We start from the raw sequence: 20275 nt of genomic DNA on the forward strand, positions 1-20275 counted from the left end.
ATTGAGACGTCAAACATCTCGATCAACAGCCCGGGGGCCTCGCTCGTTGCGCTTCCGGCCCATCACCCGATCGGTGGCCAACTCGAAGAACCTCAATGACGACTCCGAGGGGATCGGGCGGTCTACGGCGAGCGTGCCCGACTTGATATCCCGGATGATCTCCGCCGCGATCTGCTGATACGGCGGTTTCGGGGCGTCGTAGTCAATGCTCGGGGTCATGGGGGAAGCGTAGACAACCGGACACGCCGAGGGCTGTTTCTATACGTAGGTAGACGAGGGTAGAGGAGTTGCCTTACCGTCGAAAACGAAAGCGCCCCGAGGGACCGATTAGGCCCGGTCCATCGGGGCTCGCCGAAACAGCTTTAGGGAGCTGAAACGACATGCGCGACCCTATCGCCCGTGCCCTGCTGCGGGTGCTGCGGCTGCTGCTGCCTGCCCGAGGAAAGCGCCGAGCCGTCCCCGTCGCCCCGGTGACCGCCCCCGAGTCCCGCCCCGAATCCCGGGCCGCCCGGTCCCGCCCGTGGCAGGGGCCGAGTGCCGAGGACGCCCGCGCCATCTTCCACGCCGAGGAAACCCGCTCGCTCACCCCGGAACAGCGCGAACGGTGGTGGGCCGCCGCGTTCTCGGAAATCGGCGTGGACTACGACTTCCCCACCATCAACATCACACGCGTCCGGAACACGCGTCAGGGGGTGGCAGCGTGACCGCCGACGAACTGTTTCCGGTAGTCCTCACGGGACGCGTGGCGCTCTGCATCGAGTGCAAGACCGTCACACGCGCCCCGGTGCCGGTCCGCTGGATACAGAGCAACAGCGGTCCCGGAACGACCCTCTACGCCTGCCCCGAGCACGCCGTGAAGCTCGGCGCGGACCCGACCCCCGAGGACGAGCTACACACCCCGTAGACGAGCCCACAGACAGCAAAACGCCCCGTTCGGCCAAGTGCCGGGCTGGGCTCTGTCGTTGGGCTTGACCTGCGGGTACTCTTAGAACTGGTAGTTAGATGTGTTGGGGTCGAGGAGGGTCACCCAGCTCTGTCCCTCCTCCGCCGGGTCGGCGCGGCGGGCGCCGAGGGCGATCAGCCGGGCGACCTCGGCCTCGTGGTCGTCGGGGCGGAAGTCGGGGTGGAGGCGGTTCTTCGCCGTCTTGCCCTCGGGGACGGGGACGAAGAGCAGCCCCGGCAGCCGGTCCGGTGCGGGCCGGATCTCCAGGACCTCCTCGGTCTCGTCGACCACGACCCAGCCGAGGGCCTCGACCCACCACCGCCCGAGGGCGATGGGGTCGGAGGAGTCGACGATGATCTGTTCCCATTCGAGTGCCATGCGCGTGAGCATAGACAGCCCGCCGGGCGCGGGGGCGGCGGCTTTCCTCCACGCGTGCGCCGGGGCCTTGCGTTCTGGTGCAAGGGGGACGGGCCGGGGCGCGGGGCTCCTAGTGTTCGGGGTGCTTGAGCAGTTCGTACTACCAGGGGGAAACAACGTGATCAGGAAGAGTCTGCGCCGGATCGGCGCCTTCGGTGTCGCGACGCTGGCCGCGGGGGCGGCCGTCGCCGCGCTGCCCGCGAGCGCGGAGGCGTACGGGAAGACGGTCGACAACTGCCCGGCCGGCAACGTGTGCGTCTACACCAACACCACGCTGAGCGGGAGCCCGTACCGCGAGAGTGCCGGCAACCTCGGTTCGACGGGGTACACGGTCCGCTCCATCTTCAACAACGGGACGCAGCAGAACAACGCGGACCACATCCGGTACCAGGGCGTCGTCAAGTACACCAACGGTTCGTACCGGCTCGTGACGGGCTGTCTGCACTGGAACGAGACCGCCGGTTCGGCGATGTCCGGTTCGGCGACCTCCTTCGACGGACCGACGGCGCTCAGCTGGGCCAAGTGGGGCGCGGAGTGCCGCTCGGACGAACCGGTGCGGAAGTACGGCCAGCGCACCTATCCCTGAGTCCGGGGGTTCGGGGGCTCCGGGGTCCCGGACGGGGGCGGGCGTCGACCGCCCCCGCCCGGGGACGGGGGCCTACGCGGCGCCGCCGTTGCTCTTCAGGAGCTGGCCGTTGATCCACTGGCCCTGCGGCGAGCAGAGGAAGTCCACCAGGTGCGCGGTGTCCTGGGGGGTGCCCAGGCGGCCCAGCGGCGTCTCGCGGGCCAGGAGTCCGGCGAGGTCCTCCGTCATCCAGCCGGTGTCCACGGGGCCGGGGTTGATGACGTTGGACGTGACGCCGAGATGGGCGAACTCGCGGGCGGCGGCCAGGGTGATGCGGTCCAGGGCGCCCTTGCTGGCGCCGTAGGGCAGGTTGCCGACGGTGTGGTCGCTGGTCAGGGCGATGATGCGGCCCGTGCCGGCGGCGGCGCGGAAGCGGAGGCCGTACTCCCGGATCAGCAGCCAGGAGGCGCGGGTGTTCACCGCGAAGTGCCGGTCGAAGCTCTCGACGGAGGTGTCGAGGAGCCCCGAGTCGACGGATTCCGCATGGCTCAGGACCATCGCGGTCACCGGGCCGAGCCGGCGTTCGGCCTCGTCGAAGACGCGGGTCGGGGCGTCGGGGTCGGCCAGGTCCGCCTCGATGGCGGCCGTGCGGGCGCCGCGCTCGGTGAGCGCGGCCTCGATCGCCTCGGTGGCGCCCTGTTCGACGCCCCAGGCCATGCGCTTGTCGTAGGGGGTCCAGTAGGTGAAGGCGATGTCCCAGCCGGAGGCGGCCAGTTGACGGGCGATGCCCGCGCCGATGCCGATGGTGCGACCCACTCCGGTGATCAGCGCGAGGGGGCGGCGGGACGGTCCGGTCTCCGTCGGGGACGCGGACGGGCGGCTGTGCTGTTCAGGTGAGGTCACAGGGCGGGATCCTGCGGCACGGACCGTCGCCGCGGCAAGAACTTTTCCCGCCGCCGGCGCAGGAGCGCCGTACGCGCCCCGAGCAGCGCGGGCACCGCGCCGTACACGACCACCGGGACGACCACCCCGGTGATCACCAGGGTGCGCAGCGCCGTCGGCAGCCCCGTGAGGTACGGACCGAGCGTCTGCTGCACGACGGACAGGGCGGTGAAGACCGCCGCCCAGGTGAGCAGCGCCCGCAGGTGCAACGAGGGCGGTGCGGCGGGCGGGTGCGGTGCGCGGACGGGGGTGGGCGCTGAGGCGGTGGTCGGCATGGTTCCCCTCCTGGGTGGCTGCGGTCGGTGCCCCACTGTTCCAACCAACCGGTTGGATGTCAACCATCCAGTTGGTTGGAAGGTGGGGGCGACTCGTTCTACGCTGGGGCCATGACCTCGGACACGAACCGCACCAAGGACCGGCTGCTCGCCGCCGCCACGGAGGAATTCGCCGCTCACGGCATCGCCGGCGCCCGGGTCGACCGCATCGCGGAACGGGCCGGGGTCAACAAGGAGCGGATCTACGGCTACTTCGGCAACAAGCAGAAGCTCTTCGACGCCGTCGTCGTCGGCGCGCTCGACGAACTGGCCGAGGCCGTGCCCCTCGCTCCGGGCGACGATCCCGCCGAGTACGTGGGGCGGGTCTACGACTTCCACCGCGCCCACCCGGTCCTCGTGCGGCTCTTCCTCTGGGAGGGGCTGCACCACCGGGAGGGCGTGCTCCCCGCCGAGGACCGGCGGCGCGGCCGTTACGAGGAGAAGATCGCCGCTCTCGCCGAGACCTTCGGGAGCGAGGCGTCCCCGCAGGTCGCGGCCTGCCTGATGAGCATGATCGGGCTCGCCGCCTGGCCCAGCGCGGTGCCGCAGCTCGCCCGGCTCATCGTCGGCACCGGCCCCGGTGGCGAGGCGCCCGACCTGCGCGCGCACGTCGTCGCCTTCGCCCGGCAGGCGCTCGCCGAGGGACCGCCGGCCGGCTGAGCCCGGCCGGGCCGGGTCAGCCGCGCAGATACGCCAGGACCGCCAGCACCCTGCGGTTGGTGGCGTCGTCCAGCGACAGGTCGAGCTTGGTGAGGATGCTGCCGAAGTGCTTGCTGACCGTGCCCTCGCTGACCGTCATCGCCGCGGCGATCGAGGCGTTGGACCGGCCCTCCGCCATCAGGGCCAGGACCTCCTGCTCACGGGCGGTCAGCCGGTCCAGCGGATCGCGGCGGCGGCGGATCAGCCGGCGGACGACCTCGGGGTCCACGACCGTGCTGCCGGCCGCGACGCGCCTCAGGGCGTCGACGAACTCCTCGACGTCGCCGACGCGTTCCTTGAGCAGATAGCCGACGCCCGTGCCGTCGGCGGAGTCCAGCAGCTCCTCCGCGTACGCGCGCTGGACGTACTGGCTGAGGACGAGGACCGGCAGCTCCGGCCGGCGGGCGCGCAGGGTGAGCGCCGCGCGCAGGCCCTCGTCGGAGAAGCCGGGGGGCATGCGGACGTCGGTCACGACGATGTCGGGGGAGTGCGCGGCGACGGCGGCGATCAGCTCCTCGGCCGTTCCGACGCCGGCGACGACCTGGTGGCCGAAGCGTTCGAGCAGGCCGATCAGTCCCTCGCGCAGGAGCACGCTGTCCTCGGCCAGTACGATGCGCACGCTCAGATCCTCGTGTCCGCGGGTGACAGGGGGACCTGGAGCCGGAACACCGTGGGCCCGCCGGGGGGACTGGACACTAGCAGGCGGCCGTCCAGCACCGAGAGGCGGTCGGCGACGCCCTGGAGGCCCGTGCCGCCGTCCGCGTCCGCGCCGCCCACACCGTCGTCCGTCACCTCGACCACCAGCCGCCCCCCGGTGATCCCGCCGGTCACCCGCGCCGCGTCCGCCCGGCTGTGCCTGGCCACATTGGCGAGGCCCTCGCACACCGCGAAGTAGACCGCCGTCTCCACGGGTTCGGGGAGCCGGTCCGGCAGATCGAGCGCGACCTCCACCGGGACCGGCGAGCGGTCGGCGGCGTCCTCCACGGCGGCCGGGAGCCCGCGGTCGGTGAGGACCTGGGGATGGATGCCCCGGATCAGCTCCCTGATCTCGACGAGCGCCGCACGGGCCTCCCCGTGCGCCGTGGTGAGCAGCCCGGCCAGCGGCTCGGCCGGGTTCTCCAGCCGGGCCAGGCCGAGCGTCATCGACAGGGCGACCAGCCGCTGCTGGGCGCCGTCGTGCAGATCGCGTTCGATCCGGCGTCGCTCCGCCTCGAAGGCGTCCACCAGACGCATCCGGGACCGGCCCATCTCCCGCAGCCGGGAGTCCGGTCCGCTCTCCGGGGCGGCCAGCAGCCACCGGGTCAGCGCGGCCCTGCCCGCCGCCACCGCCCCCAGCGCGTACGCGCACAGCGGCAGCAGCGCCAGGCCCGCGAGCAGCGCGGCGAAGGCGGGCGGGTAGGAATCGACGAGCCAGATCTTCAGGACGCGGGTCTCCTCACCGCCGTTCACGGCCAGCATCACCGGGGCGGCGAGCAGCCCGGCGCAGACCAGGACCGCGGTCCCGGCGGCCAGTGCGTCCAGCGGCCACAGCACCACCGCGAACAGCGCCGCGTACCCCAGTTCCCGCCAGGTGGCGCGCTCCCGGAGCCGGGTGCGCAGCCAGGACGCCAGACCCGTGCCGTCCGGCTCGCGATGGGCCGGGGCGAGCGGGCGGGGGTCGGCCAGCCGCAGCCTGCGCCGCTCCAGCGCCGCCAGCGGAATGCCCGCGAGCGCCAGGGTGAGGAGCAGCGGGACGCCGATCAGGAGCACGGTGAGCGCGCTGCCCGCGACCGCGAGCAGCAGCAGGACGGCCAGCGCCGCCGGTCCGAGCGGCACACTCGTGAGCAGATAGAGCGCCGCGCGCCACGGCCAGGCGGTGCGCAGATACGTACGCTCCCGCAGCGCCTCCCGCAGGCCGGGGTGCTCCGGCCCCTGTCGGACTCCGGGGAGCCCGGGGGTGGCGGACGGCGGCGCGGTTCGGGGCGGCATGGGGAAACCGTAGGCGGGGCGGCGGAGCGGGAACCACCCCGCAGGAGGGGGCCCCGGGGGTGGAGACAGCTCCACCCCAGGACTCCTCCCGGCTCCGATGTGCCCTGCGGGCGGCGCCGGTTGGGTGGAGACCATGACTCACCCCGCCCTCCGGCTCCGCTCGGTCACCCGCTCCTACGGCACGGGACCCGGTGCGGTCACCGCGCTCGACTCCGTCACCCTGGACATCCCCCGGGGCACCTTCACCGCCGTCATGGGGCCCTCCGGCTCCGGCAAGTCCACCCTGCTCCAGTGCACCGCCGGGCTCGACCGCCCCACCGCCGGCCGGGTCCTCCTCGGGGACACCGAACTGACCGGGCTCTCCGAACGGAAGCTGTCCCGGCTGCGCCGCACCCGGATCGGCTTCGTCTTCCAGGCGTACAACCTGCTGCCCGCGCTCACCGCCGAGCAGAACGTCGCCCTGCCGCTGCGGCTGGCCGGCCGCCGGCCCCGGCGGGCGGAGGTCCTGGACGTACTGGACCGGGTCGGGCTGCGCGACCGCGCCGCTCACCGGCCGGGCGAGCTGTCCGGCGGCCAGCAGCAGCGCGTGGCCCTCGCCCGCGCCCTCGTCACCCGTCCCGAGGTGCTGTTCGGCGACGAGCCGACCGGGGCCCTGGACTCCGCGTCCGGCCGGCAGGTGCTGACCCTGCTGCGGGGCATGGCCGACGAGGGCCAGACCGTGATCATGGTGACCCACGATCCGGTCGCCGCCTCGTGCGGGGACCAGGTGCTGTTCCTCGCCGACGGCCGGATCCGGGACACCCTGACCGGCCCGACCGCCGAGCGGATCACCACCCGCATGACGCGGATGACGGCCGCCTCGGGGCGGGGTGTGTGCGGTGAGGGGGAGGCGGCGGTGCAGCGGGCCGCTGCGCACATGACGGCCGGCTCCGGGCAGGACGCGGCGGTGCGTGCGGGCGCCGAGGCCGTGACGTCCCTGCCGGCCGCTCCCGGGCAGGGCGCGGCGGTGGATCCGGGGGCCACGCACCTGACGCCCGTGCCGGCCGCCCCCGGGCAGGACGCGGCGGTGCTGTCGTGCTGAGCGTTCTGTTCTCCGGGCTCCGGGCCCGCTGGGTCACCCTCGCCGGTTCCTTCCTCGCGCTGGCGCTGGGCGTGGGCACCGTCGCCGCCACCGGGCTGGCGCTCGCCGCCACGTTCGACGCCCCCCACCGCGGGCCGGAACGGTTCGCCGCCGCCCCCGTCGTGGTCCGGGGCGCGGACCGGCTGGAGGTTCCCACCCCGGTCGGCGTCCGGACCCGGAAGCTGACCTCGCCGCGGCCCGTGCCGCCCGCCGTCGTCACCGCCCTCGCGCGGCTCGGCCCCACGGCCGAGGACCGGACCTTCCCCGTCTCGGTCACCGCCGCACGGCCCGCCGCGGACGGCACGGGAGCGGGCGGCCGTCCCGGGCCGGTTCCGGACGGTACGGGACCGCTCGGCCACCCTCGGATGGTTCCGGACGGTACGGGACCGGTCGACCATCCCTGGGCGGTCCCGGACGGCACAGCACCGGTCGGCCACCCCTGGGCGGTCGCCGCCGCCACGCCCTACCGGCTGACCGCGGGCCGCGCCCCGGCCGCGCCCGGCGAGGTCGTCGTCACCGCCGGACCCGGATCCGGTGTCCGCCCCGGGGACCGGATCACCGTCACGACCCCGCGTTCCACCGGCCCCCGGACCGTCGTCGGCACGGTCCGCCCGGCGGGCTTCGAGACCGCCGTGTTCTTCACCGCCGCCGAGGCCGCCCGGATCTCCCCGGCCGTCGACGCCGTCGTCGTCCACGCCCCGGCCGCCGCCGTCCGCACCGCCGTGGCCGCGGCGGACCGGGCGGCGCCGGCCGCCACCGCCCCGCTCGCCGTTCTCACCGGCGACGACCGGCGGCGGGCCGATCCCGATCCGGACCGGGAGGCCGAGGCGCTCGTCTCCGTGAACGCCCTGCTCGGTACGGCCGCCGGGATCACCGCGTTCGTCTCGCTGTTCGTGGTCGCCTCCACGTTCTCGTACGCCGTGGCGCAGCGCCGCCGCGAGATCGGACTGCTGCGCACGGCGGGCGCGACGCCGGGGCAGGTCCGGCGGACGGTGTACGCGGAGGCGCTGCTCGTCGGGGTGCTCGCCTCGGCCGCGGGCGTCGGGCTCGGGGTGTCCGGCGCGCCCCGGCTGGCCGCCCTGATGAGGGACGAGGGCGTCGCGCCCGGCTGGTTCGCGGTCGGCGAGCAGAACTGGCCGCTGCACACCGCCTTCTGGACCGGACTCGCGGTGGCGCTCCTCGGCTCGGTCCTCGCCGCGCGGCGGGCCGGGAAGGTGGCGCCCGTCGAGGCGCTGCGCGAGTCCGACGTCGACAGCGGGACCATGCCGCTGAGCCGGGTGGTGCTGGGCGCGGCCGTGCTGCTCGCCGGGATCGCCCTGCCGCTCCTCGCCCTCGTCCGGGACCCGGCGGACCTGCTCGCGCGCAAGACGTATGTCACCCAGCCGATGGTGCTGATCACCGGGTTCGCGCTGTTCGCCCCCGTGCTGGTCCGGCCCGTCACCCGGCTGCTGCTGTGGCTGCCGGCCCGGATGCCCACCGCCGTACCCCTGCTGACCAGGGAGAACGCCTGTGCCGCGCTGCGCAGGACGGCGGCGGTCGCCGCACCCGTCCTGGTCACCACGGCCATGGCCGCCTCCCTGCTGGGCACCACGGCCACCCTCGCCGGGGCCCGCGCGGCCGAGGCGGACCGGCGGTCGGCCGCGGACTTCGTGGCGGTGGCGGGCGGGGGCGCCGTACCGGCCGAGTTCGTCGACCGGGCGCGGGCGGTCCCCGGCGCGGTCGTCAGCGCCTCGCGGTCCACCTCCCTCAGCGTGCTGGAGGAGGGCACGGCCCTGATCACCTCGGAGGCGCGGGGCGTGGACCCGGCCGACGCGGCGGCGGTCTCCTCGCTGCCCCTGGTGGCCGGGGATCTCGCGGACCTGGACGACGGGTCCGTGATCGTCAACGAGGAGTGGGCGACCCACCGGATCGGCGCGCGTGTCACGGTCTGGCTGGGCGACGGGCGCCGCACCACCCTGCGGATCGCGGGCGTCATGCGGACCGGCACCGGCGGCAACGGGGTGTACGTGACCCCGCGCAACGCCGGAGGCGCCCGGATCGACCGGGTCGAGGTCAAGGTCCGGGCCGGTGCCGACCGTTCGGCCGTCGCCGCGCGGCTGGACGCGGCCGGCGAGGCCACCGGCACCACTGTCACGGCCCGGTCCGCGGCCCTCGCCGGCGAGGGGCGGAGCAGCGGACGGAACACCCGCGTCGGTCTCCTGATGATCCTGCTGATCGCCCTCGTCCACACGGGGATCGCGCTGGCCGCGGTCCAGGTGATGGCCACCGCGGGCCGGGTGCGGGACCTGGCGGTGCTGCGGCTGGCCGGGGCGACCCGGGCCCAGGTGCTGCGGGCCGTCGCGGCGGAGGCCCTGGCCGTGGTGGGCGTCGGTGCCGTGCTCGGCGGGGCGGTGGCCGGGCTGAACCTGCTGGGGGTGCGGGCCGCGCTCGGACGGCTCGGCGCGGACGCGGGGATCGTGGTGCCCTGGGGGACCCTCGGTCTCGTCGTCGCGGTGAACGCGCTGGTTGCCGTGGTGGCCGCGGTGCTCCCCGCCGCCCTCGCCCTGCGCGTCCGGCCGGCGGAACATGTGGGGGCGGGGGCGTAGAACACATGGGGGCGGGGGCGCAGACCGCCCCGTCCCTCCCCGCCGGGCGTCCGTCAGGCCGCCGACAACGCCGTCACCAGCTCCGAACCCTCCCCGATCAGGGCGAGTTCGGCCGGGGACAGCGTCGGGTTGGCGGACCGGCGGCCCGCCGCGTCGGCGAGGGCGCCGTCCGGGATGCCGCCGTTCGCCAGCAGCCGCGGCACCAGGGCGGTGAGCAGCACCCGGACCGCGTCGGCCGCCGGGAAGTCCGGATCGACGGCCAACTGCGCCAGGATCAGGGCGGACATGGCCCGGTCCAGGGCGGGCAGGCCCTCCTCGGTGTTGCTCCAGTCGATGACCACCGGGCCGTCCGCGGTCAGCATCACGTTCTCCGGATGCAGGTCGAGATGGAGGATCCGGTCCTCGGGGTCGAGCGAGAGCCGGGCCGGGACCGTGTGGAGCTCGGCGAGCAGATCCGCCAGCAGATCGGCGGCCTCGTCACCGCCCATGGCACCGCCCAGCAGCGCCTCCGCCAGCGTGGGACCGGTCAGCCGCTGGAGGACCAGATCGCCGGGACCGGCCGACGGGGGCTGTGGGCCGAGCCGGGGGACCGGGTAGCCGGACGCCGAGAGGTAGGACATGACGGGCAGTTCGCGAGAGACGTCCAATCCGTCGCGGTAGCGCCGCAGGACCCACCGCTCGTCCAGTTCGTACACATCGGCGGAGCGTCCGCTGCCCAGCAACCGGCCTATTCGCATGAGAGGAACCTACTCGTGCGGGCCGTGGCGGGGGAGCCCGCGGACCGGAGATCCGGTGCATCGCGGCCGGTCAGAGCAGCCCCATAACGTCGTGCGATGGGGCGGACGGGATCTCCTGGGATGACGTGTACGCGGCTACGTTGTCGGCAATTCCCCCGAAGTCAAGGAGAGTTCCGTGGAGAGATCCATGCTCCGCAGACGCGCCCTGGCCGCGTGTACCGCCACCGTGGCCGTCGGTGCGCTCGCGCTGGCCGGGCTCACCGGCACCGCGTCCGCCGACCCCACCTCCCGCGTCCCCGCCGCGGGTGCGGACCAGGTGTCCCCCGGCCTGCTCAAGGCCATGCAGCGCGACCTCGGACTCACCGCCGACCAGGCGCGCAGCCGGCTCGGCAACGAGTCCCGCGCGGTCGCCGCGGCCTCCGGCCTCATGCGCTCGCTCGGCGCCGGATACGCCGGTGCCCGGATCAGCGGCGGCGATGCCGGTCTGACGGTCGCCACCACCGACGCCTCGGACACCGCCCGGATCACGAAGGCGGGCGCCAAGGCCGTCGTCGTCGACCACAGCCTCGCCGAGCTGAACACCGCCAAGGCCGCCCTCGACCGGGTGGCGCTGCGCACGGCCCCGGCCGATGTGCCCGCCTGGTACGTCGACGTCGCCGCCAACCGTGTCGTGGTCCAGGCCGACGGCGGCGCCGCGGCCGACGCCTTCCTCGCGGCGGCCGGTGTCTCCCGCGCACTCGTGAAGGTCGCCCCGTCCCAGGGCACCCCCCGGACCTTCACGGACCTGCGCGGCGGCGACGCGTACTACATGAACGGCTCCGGACGCTGCTCGATCGGCTTCCCGGTCAAGCGCGGCACCCAGAGCGGCTTCGTCAGCGCCGGGCACTGCGGCACCCCGGGCGTCAGCACCAGCGGCTACAACCAGCAGGCCCAGGGCTCCTTCCAGGGCTCGACCTTCCCCGGCCGCGACTACTCGTGGGTCGCCACCAACACCAACTGGACCCCGCGTCCGCTGGTGAACGGCTACGGCAACCCCGACATCACGGTCACCGGGTCCACCGAGGCGATCGAGGGCCAGTCCGTCTGCCGCTCCGGTTCGACGACCGGCTGGCACTGCGGGACCATCCAGCAGCGCAACAGCAGCGTCACGTACCAGGAGGGCACCGTCTCCGGGGTGACCCGCACCAACGTGTGCGCCGAACCGGGCGACTCCGGAGGCTCGTTCATCTCCGGCAGCCAGGCCCAGGGCGTCACCTCGGGCGGCACCGGGAACTGCTCCCAGGGCGGTACGACGTACTTCCAGCCGATCAACCCGGCCCTCGCGGCCTACGGCGTCACCCTGGTCACCAACGGCAGCACCCCGCCGGACCCGACCGACCCGCCGACCAACCCGGGCGGCACCTGGGCGGCCGGCACCAGCTACAACGCCGGTGACGTCGTGACGTACGGCTCCGCCAGCTACCGCTGCCTCCAGGCGCACCTGGCGCAGCCCGGCTGGACCCCGCCGAACGTGCCCGCGCTCTGGCAGGCCCAGTAGGGCGTGCCCAGGGACCGGTAGTCCGGTCGACACCCTCCGGAGAACGAGGAACGGGGGGCGGAGGTCCGAGCCCCGACCTCGGGCCCCCGCCCCCACCCCCGCACGTGCCCTCCCCCACCACCCCGAGGAATCAGCCATGAGCTCCGACCCGACCTCCGTACCGCTTCCGGACCCGGCCGAGGGAACCCCGGCCGACCGGCGGATCAGCCGCAAGAGCCTGCTCAAGGCGGCCCTGGTCGCCTCCGCCGTCCCGCTGCTGGCCGGCGGCGGTGTCGCCCTCGCCCGGGACAACGCCGCGGCCGGGGCACCGCTCGCCCCGACGCCCGAGTGCGACGACGGCGACGGCCCCACGCACGACCAGATCGAGGGCCCGTACTTCAAGCCCAACTCCCCGCTCCGCACCAGCCTGGTGACGGCCGGCACCCCCGGTGTCCCGCTCACGGTCAGCGGCTATGTCTTCGGCCGGGCCTGCCGGCCGATCTCCGGGGCGCTGCTGGACTTCTGGCAGGCCGACACCAACGGCGCGTACGACATGAGCGGATACGCCTTCCGCGGGCACCAGTTCACCAACGCGCAGGGGGCGTTCTCGCTCACGACGATCGTTCCGGGGCTGTACCCGGGCCGGACCCGGCACATCCACGTGAAGGTCCAGGCGCCCGGCTCCTCGGTCCTCACCACCCAGCTCTACTTCCCGAACGAACCGCGCAACAACACCGACACGATCTACGACCCGGCGCTCCTGATGAACGTCAGGTCCGCGGGCTCCGGGCAGCAGGGGACGTTCGACTTCGTCCTCAACGTCGCCCAGACGCCCACCGATCCGCCGACCGACCCGACGGACCCGCCCACCGAACCGGGCGGCACCTGGAAGGCCGGGACGCTCTACAACGCGGGCGACCGCGTCACGTACGGCGGGGTCACCTACCGCTGTCTGCAGGCTCACACCGCCCTGACCGGCTGGGAGCCGCCGAACGTCCCCGCGTTGTGGGAGCGCGGGTAGACGGGCAGACCGGCGGGGTGAATCCCGCTGCGTGCGTGTGCCCCGGGCTCTCTCCCCGGGGCACACGCCGCGCCCCGGCCCGGACCGGAGGGGGTTTCGGTCGGGCCGGGGTCCTTCCCTCCACCCCGAACAGGGCGGACGGGGACGTCATTTCGCGTCCGCGTACCGCTCGACCACGGCCGTCGTGAACGGGAAGCGCACCGGGGTCTCGCCGAAGGTGGTGCGCCCGGCCAGCGCACCGGCGGCCCCGATCGCCTCCACCACCGCGTCCGCCTCCTCGCGGGGGCAGTGCACGATCACCTCGTCGTGCTGGAAGAAGACCAGCTCGGCGCGGAGACCGGCCGCGGTGAGCGACCGCCGCAGCGCGGCCAGGAGCAGCAGCGCCCAGTCGGCCGCACTGCCCTGCACCACGAAGTTGCGGGTGAACCGGCCGCGCGCCCGCGCGTCCGACGAGGCATACCCCGGAGTCCAGCCGTCCGAGGCCCCCGCGCCGTCCGGAGCGCCGGACTCCTGGGGAAGACCGGCCTCCCCGTCGTCCGCCCCGCCCGCGGCCGGCGGGGAGGTCCTTCCCAGCCAGGTCCGCACGAGCCGGCCCTCCTCGCCGGCCTTCGCGGCCTCGTCCACATAGGCGACCGCACGCGGGAACCGGCGGCGCAGGGCGGCCAGATTCTTCAGCCCGTCCCCCGAGGTCTGCCCGTAGACCGCCCCCAGGAGGGCGAGCTTGGCGTGGTCGCGGTCGCCGTGGAAGGCGCGGTCCGACAGCGCCGTGTACAGATCGCCGTCGTGGCCGGCCACCTCCATGAGACCGGGATCGCGGGAGATCGCGGCCAGCACCCGGGGCTCCATCTGGTCGGCGTCGGCCACCACCAGCACCCAGCCGTCGTCGGCGACGACCGCCCGCCGGATCACCTTGGGGATCTGGAGCGCCCCGCCGCCGTTGGTCGTCCAGCGGCCGCTGACCGAACCGCCCGGCTGGTAGCCGGGGCGGAACCGGCCGTCGCGCACCCAGTCCTGGAGCCAGCCCCAGCCGTGCGCGGTCCAGATCCGGTAGAGCTTCTTGTACGCGATCAGGGGGCGGACCGCCGGATGGTCCAGCTCCTCCAGCTCCCAGCGGCGGGTCGAGCGGACCTTGATGCCGGCCTGTGCGAAGGCCTTCACCACATCGGCGGGCAGATCGGGGCGGACCCTGCGGCCGAACGCGGCGGACACCTCGTCCGCCAGCTCGGCCAGCCTGCGGGGCTCGCCGCCGCCCGCGTACCGCTCGCCCAGCAGCTCGTGCAGCACCTCGCGGTGGACGTCGGCCCGCCAGGGCAGGCCCGCGCGGTCCATCTCGGCGGCGACCAGCATCCCGGCCGATTCGGAGGCCGTCAGCAGCCGCATCCGGTCCGGGCGGTCCGTCGCGTCGTGCCGGGCGAGCTGGGCGGCGTAGACCTGGAGCAGGGCGTCGAGGGGCAGCTCCGTCCCGGACGGGGGGTCGAACAGGGAGGACTGCGCGCCCGGCTCGGCCGAGCGGGGCGGGGGGTCGGGCGGCACCGGGCCGCCGTGCAGCCGGGCATGGGCCGCCGCGGCGGAGCGGGGCTCGCCGTGCCGCCCCTCGTGGCCCAGCAGCAGGGATTCGGCGACCTCGACGTCGTAGCACCGCTCGACCCGGACCCCGGCGGCCAGCAGCCGGGGATAGACCTCCGCCGTCGAACGCCACACCCAGCGGGCCACCGAGGGGCGGGAGCGGACCGCCTCGGCCAGGTCCGGCTCGGCGCGGACCGGGCCGGTGGGCAGGCCGGCGGCGTCCAGCGGCGCGAGGAGCGCACCGCCGCCCTCCGTGGCGGCCAGAGCCCAGCGTTCGGTCATACGGCCGAGTCTGGCACCCGCCACTGACAACGGGACGAAAGGCGCGGGGCGGCCGTCGCTGGGAGGATCGGGTCCGGGCCGCGCGCCGGTCGGCGGCCCGCACCGGCAACCGTGCCAGGAGGAGGCGGACGACACCGTGGAAGCGATCGTTTTCGAGGAGTTCGGCGGACCCGAGGTGCTGCATCCGGCCCGGGTCGAGGACCCCCACCCCGGTCCGGGGCAGGTCCGGCTGCGGATCAGGGCCGCGGCGGTCAACCCGATGGACTACAAGATCCGGCGCGGCTGGATGGAGGACGTGTTCCCCACCTCGCTGCCGGCGATCCCGGGCGTCGAGGGCGCCGGGGTGGTCGACGCGCTCGGCGAGGGCGTCACCGGGTTCGCCGTCGGGGACGAGGTGCTGGGCTGGACCGCCACCGGTTCCTACGCCGAGTACGCCCTGGCCGCCGCCTCCCTGATCGCCCGAAAGCCGCCGGGGCTGGACTGGCAGGACGCCGCCGCCCTGACGATCGCGGCGAGCACCGCCCAGCGCGTCCTGGACGAACTGGCCGTGGCCTCGGGGGAGACGCTGCTGCTCCACGGGGCCGCCGGGGCCGTCGGCACCGCCGCCGTGCAGCTCGCCGTCGCCCGGGGCGCGACCGTGATCGGCACCGCCTCACCGGCCAACCACGACTATCTGCGGGTGCTGGGGGCCACGCCCGTGACGTACGGGGACGGGCTGGTCGAGCGGGTGCGCGAGGCGGCCCCGCAGGGGGTGGACGCGGTCTTCGACGCCTCCGGGCGCGGCGCGCTGCCGGACTCGGTCGAGCTGCGCGGCGGCACCACGGACCGGATCGTCACCATCGCCGACCCGGACGCGGCGAAGTACGGCGTGGCCTTCTCCGGCGGCGGCTCCCGCTCCGGCGAGCAGCTGGCCGAGCACGCCCGGCGCGCGGCGGCCGGGGAGCTGCGGGTGCCCGTCGCCGCCGCGCTGTCCCTGGAGGAGGCCGCCAGGGCGCAGGAGCTGAGCGAGCGGGGGCACGTCCGGGGGAAGCTCGTCCTGCTGCCGTGAGGGGCCGGGGCGGACGCCCGTCCGTTGTCCACAGGGTGTGGACGAAGGGTGTGCGGACCCGCCCGCCTACCCTGGCCCCATGGAATCGGTGATCGACCGGGCGTGCGCGGCGGCCCTGTACGCGGACGGCGACGAGGGGATCGACACCGGCGCCTCGCTCCTGGCCGCCGACCCCTCCTGCGACGCGGAGCTGTTGCGCCGGGGCGAGGAGTTCGTCCGGCGCGCCTGGGACCGGGGCTGGCTGCCCGCCGACGTCGTGCGCCTGGTCCGCCGTGAGCGCGACGCGTACGCGGCGGGCCTGGCCGCCGGGCTGATCGCCGCCGAGACGCGCCGCTATCCGGTGCTGCCGCCGCGCTGGCGGGAGCAGCTGGACGAGCTGCCCGCCCCGCCGCCGGCCTGGCGGCCGGACCGCTTCTCGTACGCCTCCGCGCTCCTCGATCTCTACCGGCTGCTGCTCGGGCTGCCCGCGATCGAGCCGGTGGGGCCGCCGCCCGGTACCGGGGCCGTCGCCGCGCCGCCGTCGCCCGTCCACGACGAGCCCCGGATGCTGACGCGGATCCGGGCGCTGCTGGCCAAGGCCGAGGCGACCGGCTATCCGGAGGAGGCGGAGGCGCTCACGGCCAAGGCCCAGGAGCTGATGGCCCGCCACAGCATCGACGAGGCGCTGCTCGCGGCGCGCGGCCGGGGCTCCGGCGGGCCCGGCGCCCGCCGGATCGGGGTGGACGCGCCGTACGAGACGGCCAAGGCGATCCTGCTGGACGCCGTCGCCTCGGCGAACCGCTGCCGGGCGGTGTGGAACGACGCGTTCGGCTTCACGACCGTGGTCGGCTTCGAGCCGGACCTGGAGGCCGTGGAGCTGCTCCACACCTCCCTGCTGGTGCAGGGCACGGCGGCGATGACCCGGGCCGAGGCGGGCCAGCGGGCCGGAGGACGCAAGCGGACCAAGACCTTCCGGCAGTCCTTCCTGATGGCGTACGCCCAGCGGCTGGGCCGCCGGCTGGCCGACGGCACGGCCCGCGCCACCGCCGAGGCCGACGCGGAGGGCGCCGCCGCCGACGGCCGCGCCCCCGGAGGCGGATCCGGACTGCTGCCCGTGCTGGCGGCCCGGGACGTGGCGGTCACGGACGCGGCGGAGCGGATGTTCCCGAGGACGACGTCCACCCGGGTCCGGGGGGCCAGCGACCTCGACGGCTGGACCCATGGCACCGCCGCGGCCGACCGCGCCCGGATGGGCGGGAGCGCACCGGAGCTGCGGGACTGACGATCTCCCGAGGGGGTCGGCAGGGGACGACCGGCGCACGACAACTCGGGCATATCGGTAATTCCGGTTAGGCTCTGGGCATGAGCTGGCTCCGGGCGCTGAGGGAGACCGCCCGCTCGGGGCTGACGATCGAGAGGGCACGTCTCGAACCGCTGATCGCCGTGCGCGGCGCGGCCGGGCTCGCCCTGGTCATCGGGGTGAGCCTGGCCCTGTTCGGCCCCGTGGTCGCCGCCAGCTCCGCCTTCGGGGCGTTCCAGGCGGCCATCGCGACCTTCCAGCGCAGCTGGCGCCCCCGGCCCGTGCTCGCCCTGGTCTCCGGCTTCAGCCTGGGCCTCTCGACCTTCCTCGGCTATGTCACCGGCCCCCATCTCCTGCTCTTCCTGGTGCTGCTGGTGGTGTGGACCTTCGTGGCCGGGCTGGCCTGGGCGGCCGGGCCGACCGGCGGCATCATCGCCGCGTCCAACGTCGCGATCATGCTCGTGACGATCACGCTGCCCACCTCCGTCGCCGAGGCGGCCCTGCACGCCGTGATGATCACCTTCGGCGGGGTCGTCCAGGCCGCGCTGATCGTGCTGTTCCCGGTGCGCCGGTGGGGCGCCCAGCGCGACGCCCTGGCCGACGCCCTGGCGGCCGAGGCGGACTACGCCCGCCGGCTGCGCCACGACCCGGTCGCCCACTTCGACCCGGAACCGCTGATGCTGGCCCGCGAGGCCGCCGCCGTCACCGCCCGCCAGGCCCGCCGCCGCCCCGCCGAACTGCACGGTTCACGCGGGCTCGCCGAGCGGATCCGCCCGGTGCTCGCCTCGCTGGCCGACCCCGCGATGGGCGTCCCCTCCGAGGGCGCCGAACGCGACCGGGTCCGCGAACTGCTGGCCGCCGCCGGCGCCCTGCTCGACGCCGCCGCCCGCGCCATCCGCCACGGCGACCCCGTACAGCTCCCCGGCCCCGCCGTCGCCGCGCTCAGGACCCCCGACACCGGGGCGCTGCTGGCCGGTCCGCCGCTCCGCGCCGCCGACCGGCTGGCCGCCCTGCTCGCCGACGTCATGGAGGCCGCCGAGGGCGAGGGCACCCGCGAGGAGCGGGCGCGGGCGGAGGAGGCCACCGAGGCCATCGAGGCGGGCCGGGAGGGCCGGCTCCCGGCCGAGCACCAGCGGCGGCCCGGACTGCTGCGGCTCGTCCCGGTCGTGCTGCGGTCCATGCGCCGCGAGCTGCACCACGGCTCCCCGGTCCTCCGGCACGCGATCCGGATCACCGTGGTCGGCGCGGCCGGCTATCTGCTGGGCCGGGGTCTCCCGTTCGGCCACGGCTACTGGGTGCCCATGGCGGCCGTCATGGTGATGCGGCCGGAGTTCTCCAAGACCTACGAACGCTCCGTGGCCCGCTTCGGCGGCACCGTCGTCGGCGTCTTCGTGGCCAGCGTCGTCGTCGAGGCCGCCCATCCGCGCGCCGGCCTCTCCGCCGTGCTCGCCGTCGCCTGCGCCCTGCTGATGTACCTGCTGATGCGCACCGGTTACGCCGTCGGCCAGGCGTGCATCGCCGCGTACGTGGTCTTCCTGCTCGGCATGGCCGGCGAGGACCTCTCCCAGACCATTCTCGAACGGGTTCTGCTCACCCTGCTCGGCGGGCTCCTCGCGATGGTCTCGTACGCCGTCTACCCGGCCTGGGAGACGCCGAGGCTGCGGGGCCGGCTGGGGGACTGGCTCAAGGCGGACGGGCGGTACGCGGCGGCGGTCGTCGACCAGTACGCCGATCCGGACGACCGGGGCCACGACGACGTCCGGCACGCCCTGCTCGCCACCCGCGACGCCCGCGTCGCCTGGCAGGAGGCGGTCTCCACCGCCCAGCACGAACCGGTCCGCCACCGGGGCATGTCCCGCGCGGCGGCCGACGAGACCCAGCACGCCCTGGCCCAGTTCGGCCGGGTCGCGATGCTGATGGAGGCGCATCTGCCGGAGCGCGGCGCCACTCCGGTGCGGGCCGCGGCCCCGCTGGCCGAGGCGCTGCGCCGGGCCACCGAGCGGGGCGCCAAGGCCGTACGGGAGCGGCGGGTGCCGGACTGGTCGCCGGTCCGCGAGGCGCTGGAGCGCTGGGACGAGCCGGGACCCGACGGTCCCGACCCCTTTCTGCGCAACGGGGCGGACCTGCTCCTGCGGGCGCTGGAGGACTTCTCCCGGGGGCTGGACGGCGGCGGGCGCGGCCGGTCCTAGGCCCTGTCGTCACACTGCCCTACGGGGTCGGCAGTCCGGGCAGGTCCGGCAGTCCCTTCAGCGCGTCGGCGTCGGTCTTGGCCAGGGTGTCCTCGGTGCCGGCGTCCCAGGAGACGACGACCTTCTTCCCGTCGTTCGACTCGATCGTGCCCATGGTCCGCGCGGTGTCGCCGTCGGCGCAGTTGAGTTCCAGCATCGGCTTGCCCATGTCCTTGGCGCTGCCCGTGCACACATGGGCGTCGGCCACGACCACGGCCTTCCCGGCGGCGACGGACAGCACCACGGCCTTGCCGTCGGTCTGCCCGGCCCAGGCCCCTTCGAGCGCCTTGAGGTCGCCCGCGGCCGAGGACCCGCCCGAGGCGGAGTCCTCGCTGCCGCCCGGTGCGGGGGCGTCCGTATGGGGCGAGCCCCGGTCCTCGTCGATGTCCGGGCCGTCGCTGCTGCACCCGGTCAGCGCCAGCGCGGCCAGCAGACCGGTGGCGAGGAGAGCGCCGGAACGTGCGATTCGGTACATGCGGAATTCCCCCTGGATGACGAATGGCCGTCCAAGCTACCAGTGGCCCGGCCATCGATCCCTGTGACCAACTCCCGTAATCGGGAGCCGAACCGGCTTCCCGCGCGTCTCAACCACGGGGAACTCCCGCACGTCCTGGGGGATGACGGGACGGAAATGAGTAACCGAGGGAACACCCCCCGTGCACGTGCATCTGCTCATGCATCCGCTCATGCACGGGAATTTGAACACAGCTATGATCCGAGACAGTTGACACTTGCACCTTGCAACTCGGGGAGCTTCCTGTGCACCACGTGTACAACGGCATGGCGGCCACAGAGCTTCGCGGAGTCGTCTGGCAGAAGAGCAGGCACAGCAACTCCCAGGGTTCCTGCGTGGAGTTCGCGAAGCTGCCCGACGGGGACGTGGCGATGCGCAATTCCCGGCACCCGGACGGGCCGGCCCTGGTCTATACGCCCGCGGAGATAGAGGCTCTGCTGCTGGGCGTGAAGGACGGGGAGTTCGACCACCTCATAGCGGAGGCCTGACGGCACCCCGGGGGGTGCGCCGGGCCCCCGCGGGGGTCAGCGT

Annotated in this window: 20 protein-coding genes and 1 pseudogene; 12 read left to right on the top strand and 9 right to left on the bottom strand. The window is 74.7% G+C overall.

Annotated features, from left to right (window positions below):
- Positions 1–9: 9 nt before the first annotated feature.
- Positions 10–219: a hypothetical protein gene (locus ACZ4FH_RS33945; RefSeq protein WP_467309613.1), complete on the bottom strand. Its 210-nt coding sequence runs from the start codon at positions 217–219 to the stop codon at positions 10–12.
- Positions 220–380: 161 nt separating this feature from the next.
- Between ACZ4FH_RS33945 and ACZ4FH_RS33950 the strand changes: the two genes are divergently transcribed.
- Positions 381–704, top strand: coding sequence for a hypothetical protein (locus tag ACZ4FH_RS33950; protein WP_467309614.1), 324 nt, complete (start codon positions 381–383; stop codon positions 702–704).
- Positions 701–904 carry a hypothetical protein gene (locus ACZ4FH_RS33955; protein WP_467309615.1) on the top strand — a complete coding sequence of 68 codons (204 nt, stop codon included), beginning with the start codon at positions 701–703 and terminating at the stop codon, positions 902–904. The genes ACZ4FH_RS33950 and ACZ4FH_RS33955 overlap by 4 nt, the downstream gene beginning before the upstream one ends.
- 81 nt (positions 905–985) lie before the next feature.
- On the opposite strand, the gene ACZ4FH_RS33960 is transcribed toward ACZ4FH_RS33955, so the two are convergent.
- A complete protein-coding gene (locus ACZ4FH_RS33960; protein ID WP_467309616.1) occupies positions 986–1321 on the bottom strand; it encodes a VOC family protein in 336 nt (111 codons plus the stop codon).
- Positions 1322–1478: 157 nt separating this feature from the next.
- On the opposite strand from ACZ4FH_RS33960, the gene ACZ4FH_RS33965 reads away from it, so the two are divergent.
- Positions 1479–1946 (top strand): peptidase inhibitor family I36 protein, encoded by a 468-nt coding sequence (locus tag ACZ4FH_RS33965; protein ID WP_467309617.1) that lies wholly within the window; start codon positions 1479–1481, stop codon positions 1944–1946.
- Between the two features lie 72 nt (positions 1947–2018).
- On the opposite strand, the gene ACZ4FH_RS33970 is transcribed toward ACZ4FH_RS33965, so the two are convergent.
- A complete protein-coding gene (locus ACZ4FH_RS33970; RefSeq protein ID WP_467309618.1) occupies positions 2019–2828 on the bottom strand; it encodes an SDR family oxidoreductase in 810 nt (269 codons plus the stop codon).
- A complete protein-coding gene (locus ACZ4FH_RS33975; RefSeq protein WP_467309619.1) occupies positions 2825–3142 on the bottom strand; it encodes a hypothetical protein in 318 nt (105 codons plus the stop codon). Before ACZ4FH_RS33975 ends, ACZ4FH_RS33970 begins: the two co-directional genes overlap by 4 nt.
- 111 nt (positions 3143–3253) lie before the next feature.
- Between ACZ4FH_RS33975 and ACZ4FH_RS33980 the strand changes: the two genes are divergently transcribed.
- Positions 3254–3841 (top strand): TetR/AcrR family transcriptional regulator, encoded by a 588-nt coding sequence (locus ACZ4FH_RS33980; RefSeq protein ID WP_467309620.1) that lies wholly within the window; start codon positions 3254–3256, stop codon positions 3839–3841.
- A gap of 16 nt (positions 3842–3857) precedes the next feature.
- On the opposite strand, the gene ACZ4FH_RS33985 is transcribed toward ACZ4FH_RS33980, so the two are convergent.
- Both ACZ4FH_RS33985 and ACZ4FH_RS33990 read right to left on the bottom strand, forming a co-directional pair.
- Entirely contained in the window at positions 3858–4499 is a 642-nt protein-coding gene (locus tag ACZ4FH_RS33985) for a response regulator transcription factor (protein ID WP_467309621.1), read from the bottom strand.
- 2 nt (positions 4500–4501) lie between these two features.
- Positions 4502–5848, bottom strand: a complete 1347-nt coding sequence (locus tag ACZ4FH_RS33990) for a sensor histidine kinase (RefSeq protein ID WP_467309622.1) — start codon at positions 5846–5848, stop codon at positions 4502–4504.
- A gap of 133 nt (positions 5849–5981) precedes the next feature.
- On the opposite strand from ACZ4FH_RS33990, the pseudogene ACZ4FH_RS33995 reads away from it, so the two are divergent.
- A pseudogene (locus ACZ4FH_RS33995) lies at positions 5982–6704 on the top strand (ABC transporter ATP-binding protein); the annotation flags it as partial.
- A gap of 218 nt (positions 6705–6922) precedes the next feature.
- A complete protein-coding gene (locus ACZ4FH_RS34000) occupies positions 6923–9553 on the top strand; it encodes an ABC transporter permease (protein WP_467309623.1) in 2631 nt (876 codons plus the stop codon).
- 53 nt (positions 9554–9606) lie between these two features.
- On the opposite strand, the gene ACZ4FH_RS34005 is transcribed toward ACZ4FH_RS34000, so the two are convergent.
- Positions 9607–10290 (bottom strand): phosphotransferase, encoded by a 684-nt coding sequence (locus ACZ4FH_RS34005; RefSeq protein WP_467309624.1) that lies wholly within the window; start codon positions 10288–10290, stop codon positions 9607–9609.
- A gap of 175 nt (positions 10291–10465) precedes the next feature.
- Here ACZ4FH_RS34005 and ACZ4FH_RS34010 point away from each other — a divergent pair, with 175 nt between their 5' ends.
- Complete coding sequence (locus ACZ4FH_RS34010) at positions 10466–11827, top strand: alpha-lytic protease prodomain-containing protein (RefSeq protein ID WP_467309625.1); 1362 nt, start codon at positions 10466–10468, stop codon at positions 11825–11827.
- 136 nt (positions 11828–11963) lie between these two features.
- Complete coding sequence (locus ACZ4FH_RS34015; protein ID WP_467309626.1) at positions 11964–12827, top strand: dioxygenase family protein; 864 nt, start codon at positions 11964–11966, stop codon at positions 12825–12827.
- A 147-nt stretch (positions 12828–12974) separates the two neighbouring features.
- Here ACZ4FH_RS34015 and ACZ4FH_RS34020 read toward each other — a convergent pair whose 3' ends face one another.
- On the bottom strand, positions 12975–14675 hold the full coding sequence (locus ACZ4FH_RS34020) for a bifunctional 3'-5' exonuclease/DNA polymerase (RefSeq protein ID WP_467309627.1): 1701 nt from the start codon (positions 14673–14675) through the stop codon (positions 12975–12977).
- 136 nt (positions 14676–14811) lie between these two features.
- Here ACZ4FH_RS34020 and ACZ4FH_RS34025 point away from each other — a divergent pair, with 136 nt between their 5' ends.
- The 3 genes from ACZ4FH_RS34025 (at position 14812) to ACZ4FH_RS34035 (ending at position 19191) form a co-directional block, all read left to right on the top strand.
- The gene (locus tag ACZ4FH_RS34025; RefSeq protein ID WP_467309628.1) at positions 14812–15723 is read left to right on the top strand and encodes an NADP-dependent oxidoreductase; all 912 of its coding nucleotides are present in this window, start codon (positions 14812–14814) and stop codon (positions 15721–15723) included.
- Between the two features lie 79 nt (positions 15724–15802).
- On the top strand, positions 15803–16984 hold the full coding sequence (locus ACZ4FH_RS34030; RefSeq protein ID WP_467309629.1) for a DUF2786 domain-containing protein: 1182 nt from the start codon (positions 15803–15805) through the stop codon (positions 16982–16984).
- An 80-nt stretch (positions 16985–17064) separates the two neighbouring features.
- Positions 17065–19191 carry an FUSC family protein gene (locus tag ACZ4FH_RS34035; RefSeq protein WP_467309630.1) on the top strand — a complete coding sequence of 709 codons (2127 nt, stop codon included), beginning with the start codon at positions 17065–17067 and terminating at the stop codon, positions 19189–19191.
- Positions 19192–19210: 19 nt separating this feature from the next.
- Here the strand turns inward: ACZ4FH_RS34035 and ACZ4FH_RS34040 are convergent, their stop codons facing one another.
- The gene (locus ACZ4FH_RS34040) at positions 19211–19705 is read right to left on the bottom strand and encodes a hypothetical protein (protein ID WP_467309631.1); all 495 of its coding nucleotides are present in this window, start codon (positions 19703–19705) and stop codon (positions 19211–19213) included.
- A 284-nt stretch (positions 19706–19989) separates the two neighbouring features.
- Between ACZ4FH_RS34040 and ACZ4FH_RS34045 the strand changes: the two genes are divergently transcribed.
- A complete protein-coding gene (locus ACZ4FH_RS34045; protein WP_250969074.1) occupies positions 19990–20232 on the top strand; it encodes a DUF397 domain-containing protein in 243 nt (80 codons plus the stop codon).
- Positions 20233–20275 lie beyond the last annotated feature (43 nt).

It is taken from the genome of Streptomyces sp. NPDC024555, from assembly GCF_055559335.1.

Coding starts and splice junctions, on each gene's coding strand:
- ACZ4FH_RS33945 (WP_467309613.1), bottom strand. CDS start 219: ATGACCCCGAGCATTGACTACGACGCCCCGAAACCGCCGTATCAGCAG.
- ACZ4FH_RS33950 (WP_467309614.1), top strand. CDS start 381: ATGCGCGACCCTATCGCCCGTGCCCTGCTGCGGGTGCTGCGGCTGCTG.
- ACZ4FH_RS33960 (WP_467309616.1), bottom strand. CDS start 1,321: ATGGCACTCGAATGGGAACAGATCATCGTCGACTCCTCCGACCCCATC.
- ACZ4FH_RS33975 (WP_467309619.1), bottom strand. CDS start 3,142: ATGCCGACCACCGCCTCAGCGCCCACCCCCGTCCGCGCACCGCACCCG.
- ACZ4FH_RS33980 (WP_467309620.1), top strand. CDS start 3,254: ATGACCTCGGACACGAACCGCACCAAGGACCGGCTGCTCGCCGCCGCC.
- ACZ4FH_RS33990 (WP_467309622.1), bottom strand. CDS start 5,848: ATGCCGCCCCGAACCGCGCCGCCGTCCGCCACCCCCGGGCTCCCCGGA.
- ACZ4FH_RS34005 (WP_467309624.1), bottom strand. CDS start 10,290: ATGCGAATAGGCCGGTTGCTGGGCAGCGGACGCTCCGCCGATGTGTAC.
- ACZ4FH_RS34015 (WP_467309626.1), top strand. CDS start 11,964: ATGAGCTCCGACCCGACCTCCGTACCGCTTCCGGACCCGGCCGAGGGA.
- ACZ4FH_RS34020 (WP_467309627.1), bottom strand. CDS start 14,675: ATGACCGAACGCTGGGCTCTGGCCGCCACGGAGGGCGGCGGTGCGCTC.
- ACZ4FH_RS34030 (WP_467309629.1), top strand. CDS start 15,803: ATGGAATCGGTGATCGACCGGGCGTGCGCGGCGGCCCTGTACGCGGAC.
- ACZ4FH_RS34035 (WP_467309630.1), top strand. CDS start 17,065: ATGAGCTGGCTCCGGGCGCTGAGGGAGACCGCCCGCTCGGGGCTGACG.
- ACZ4FH_RS34040 (WP_467309631.1), bottom strand. CDS start 19,705: ATGTACCGAATCGCACGTTCCGGCGCTCTCCTCGCCACCGGTCTGCTG.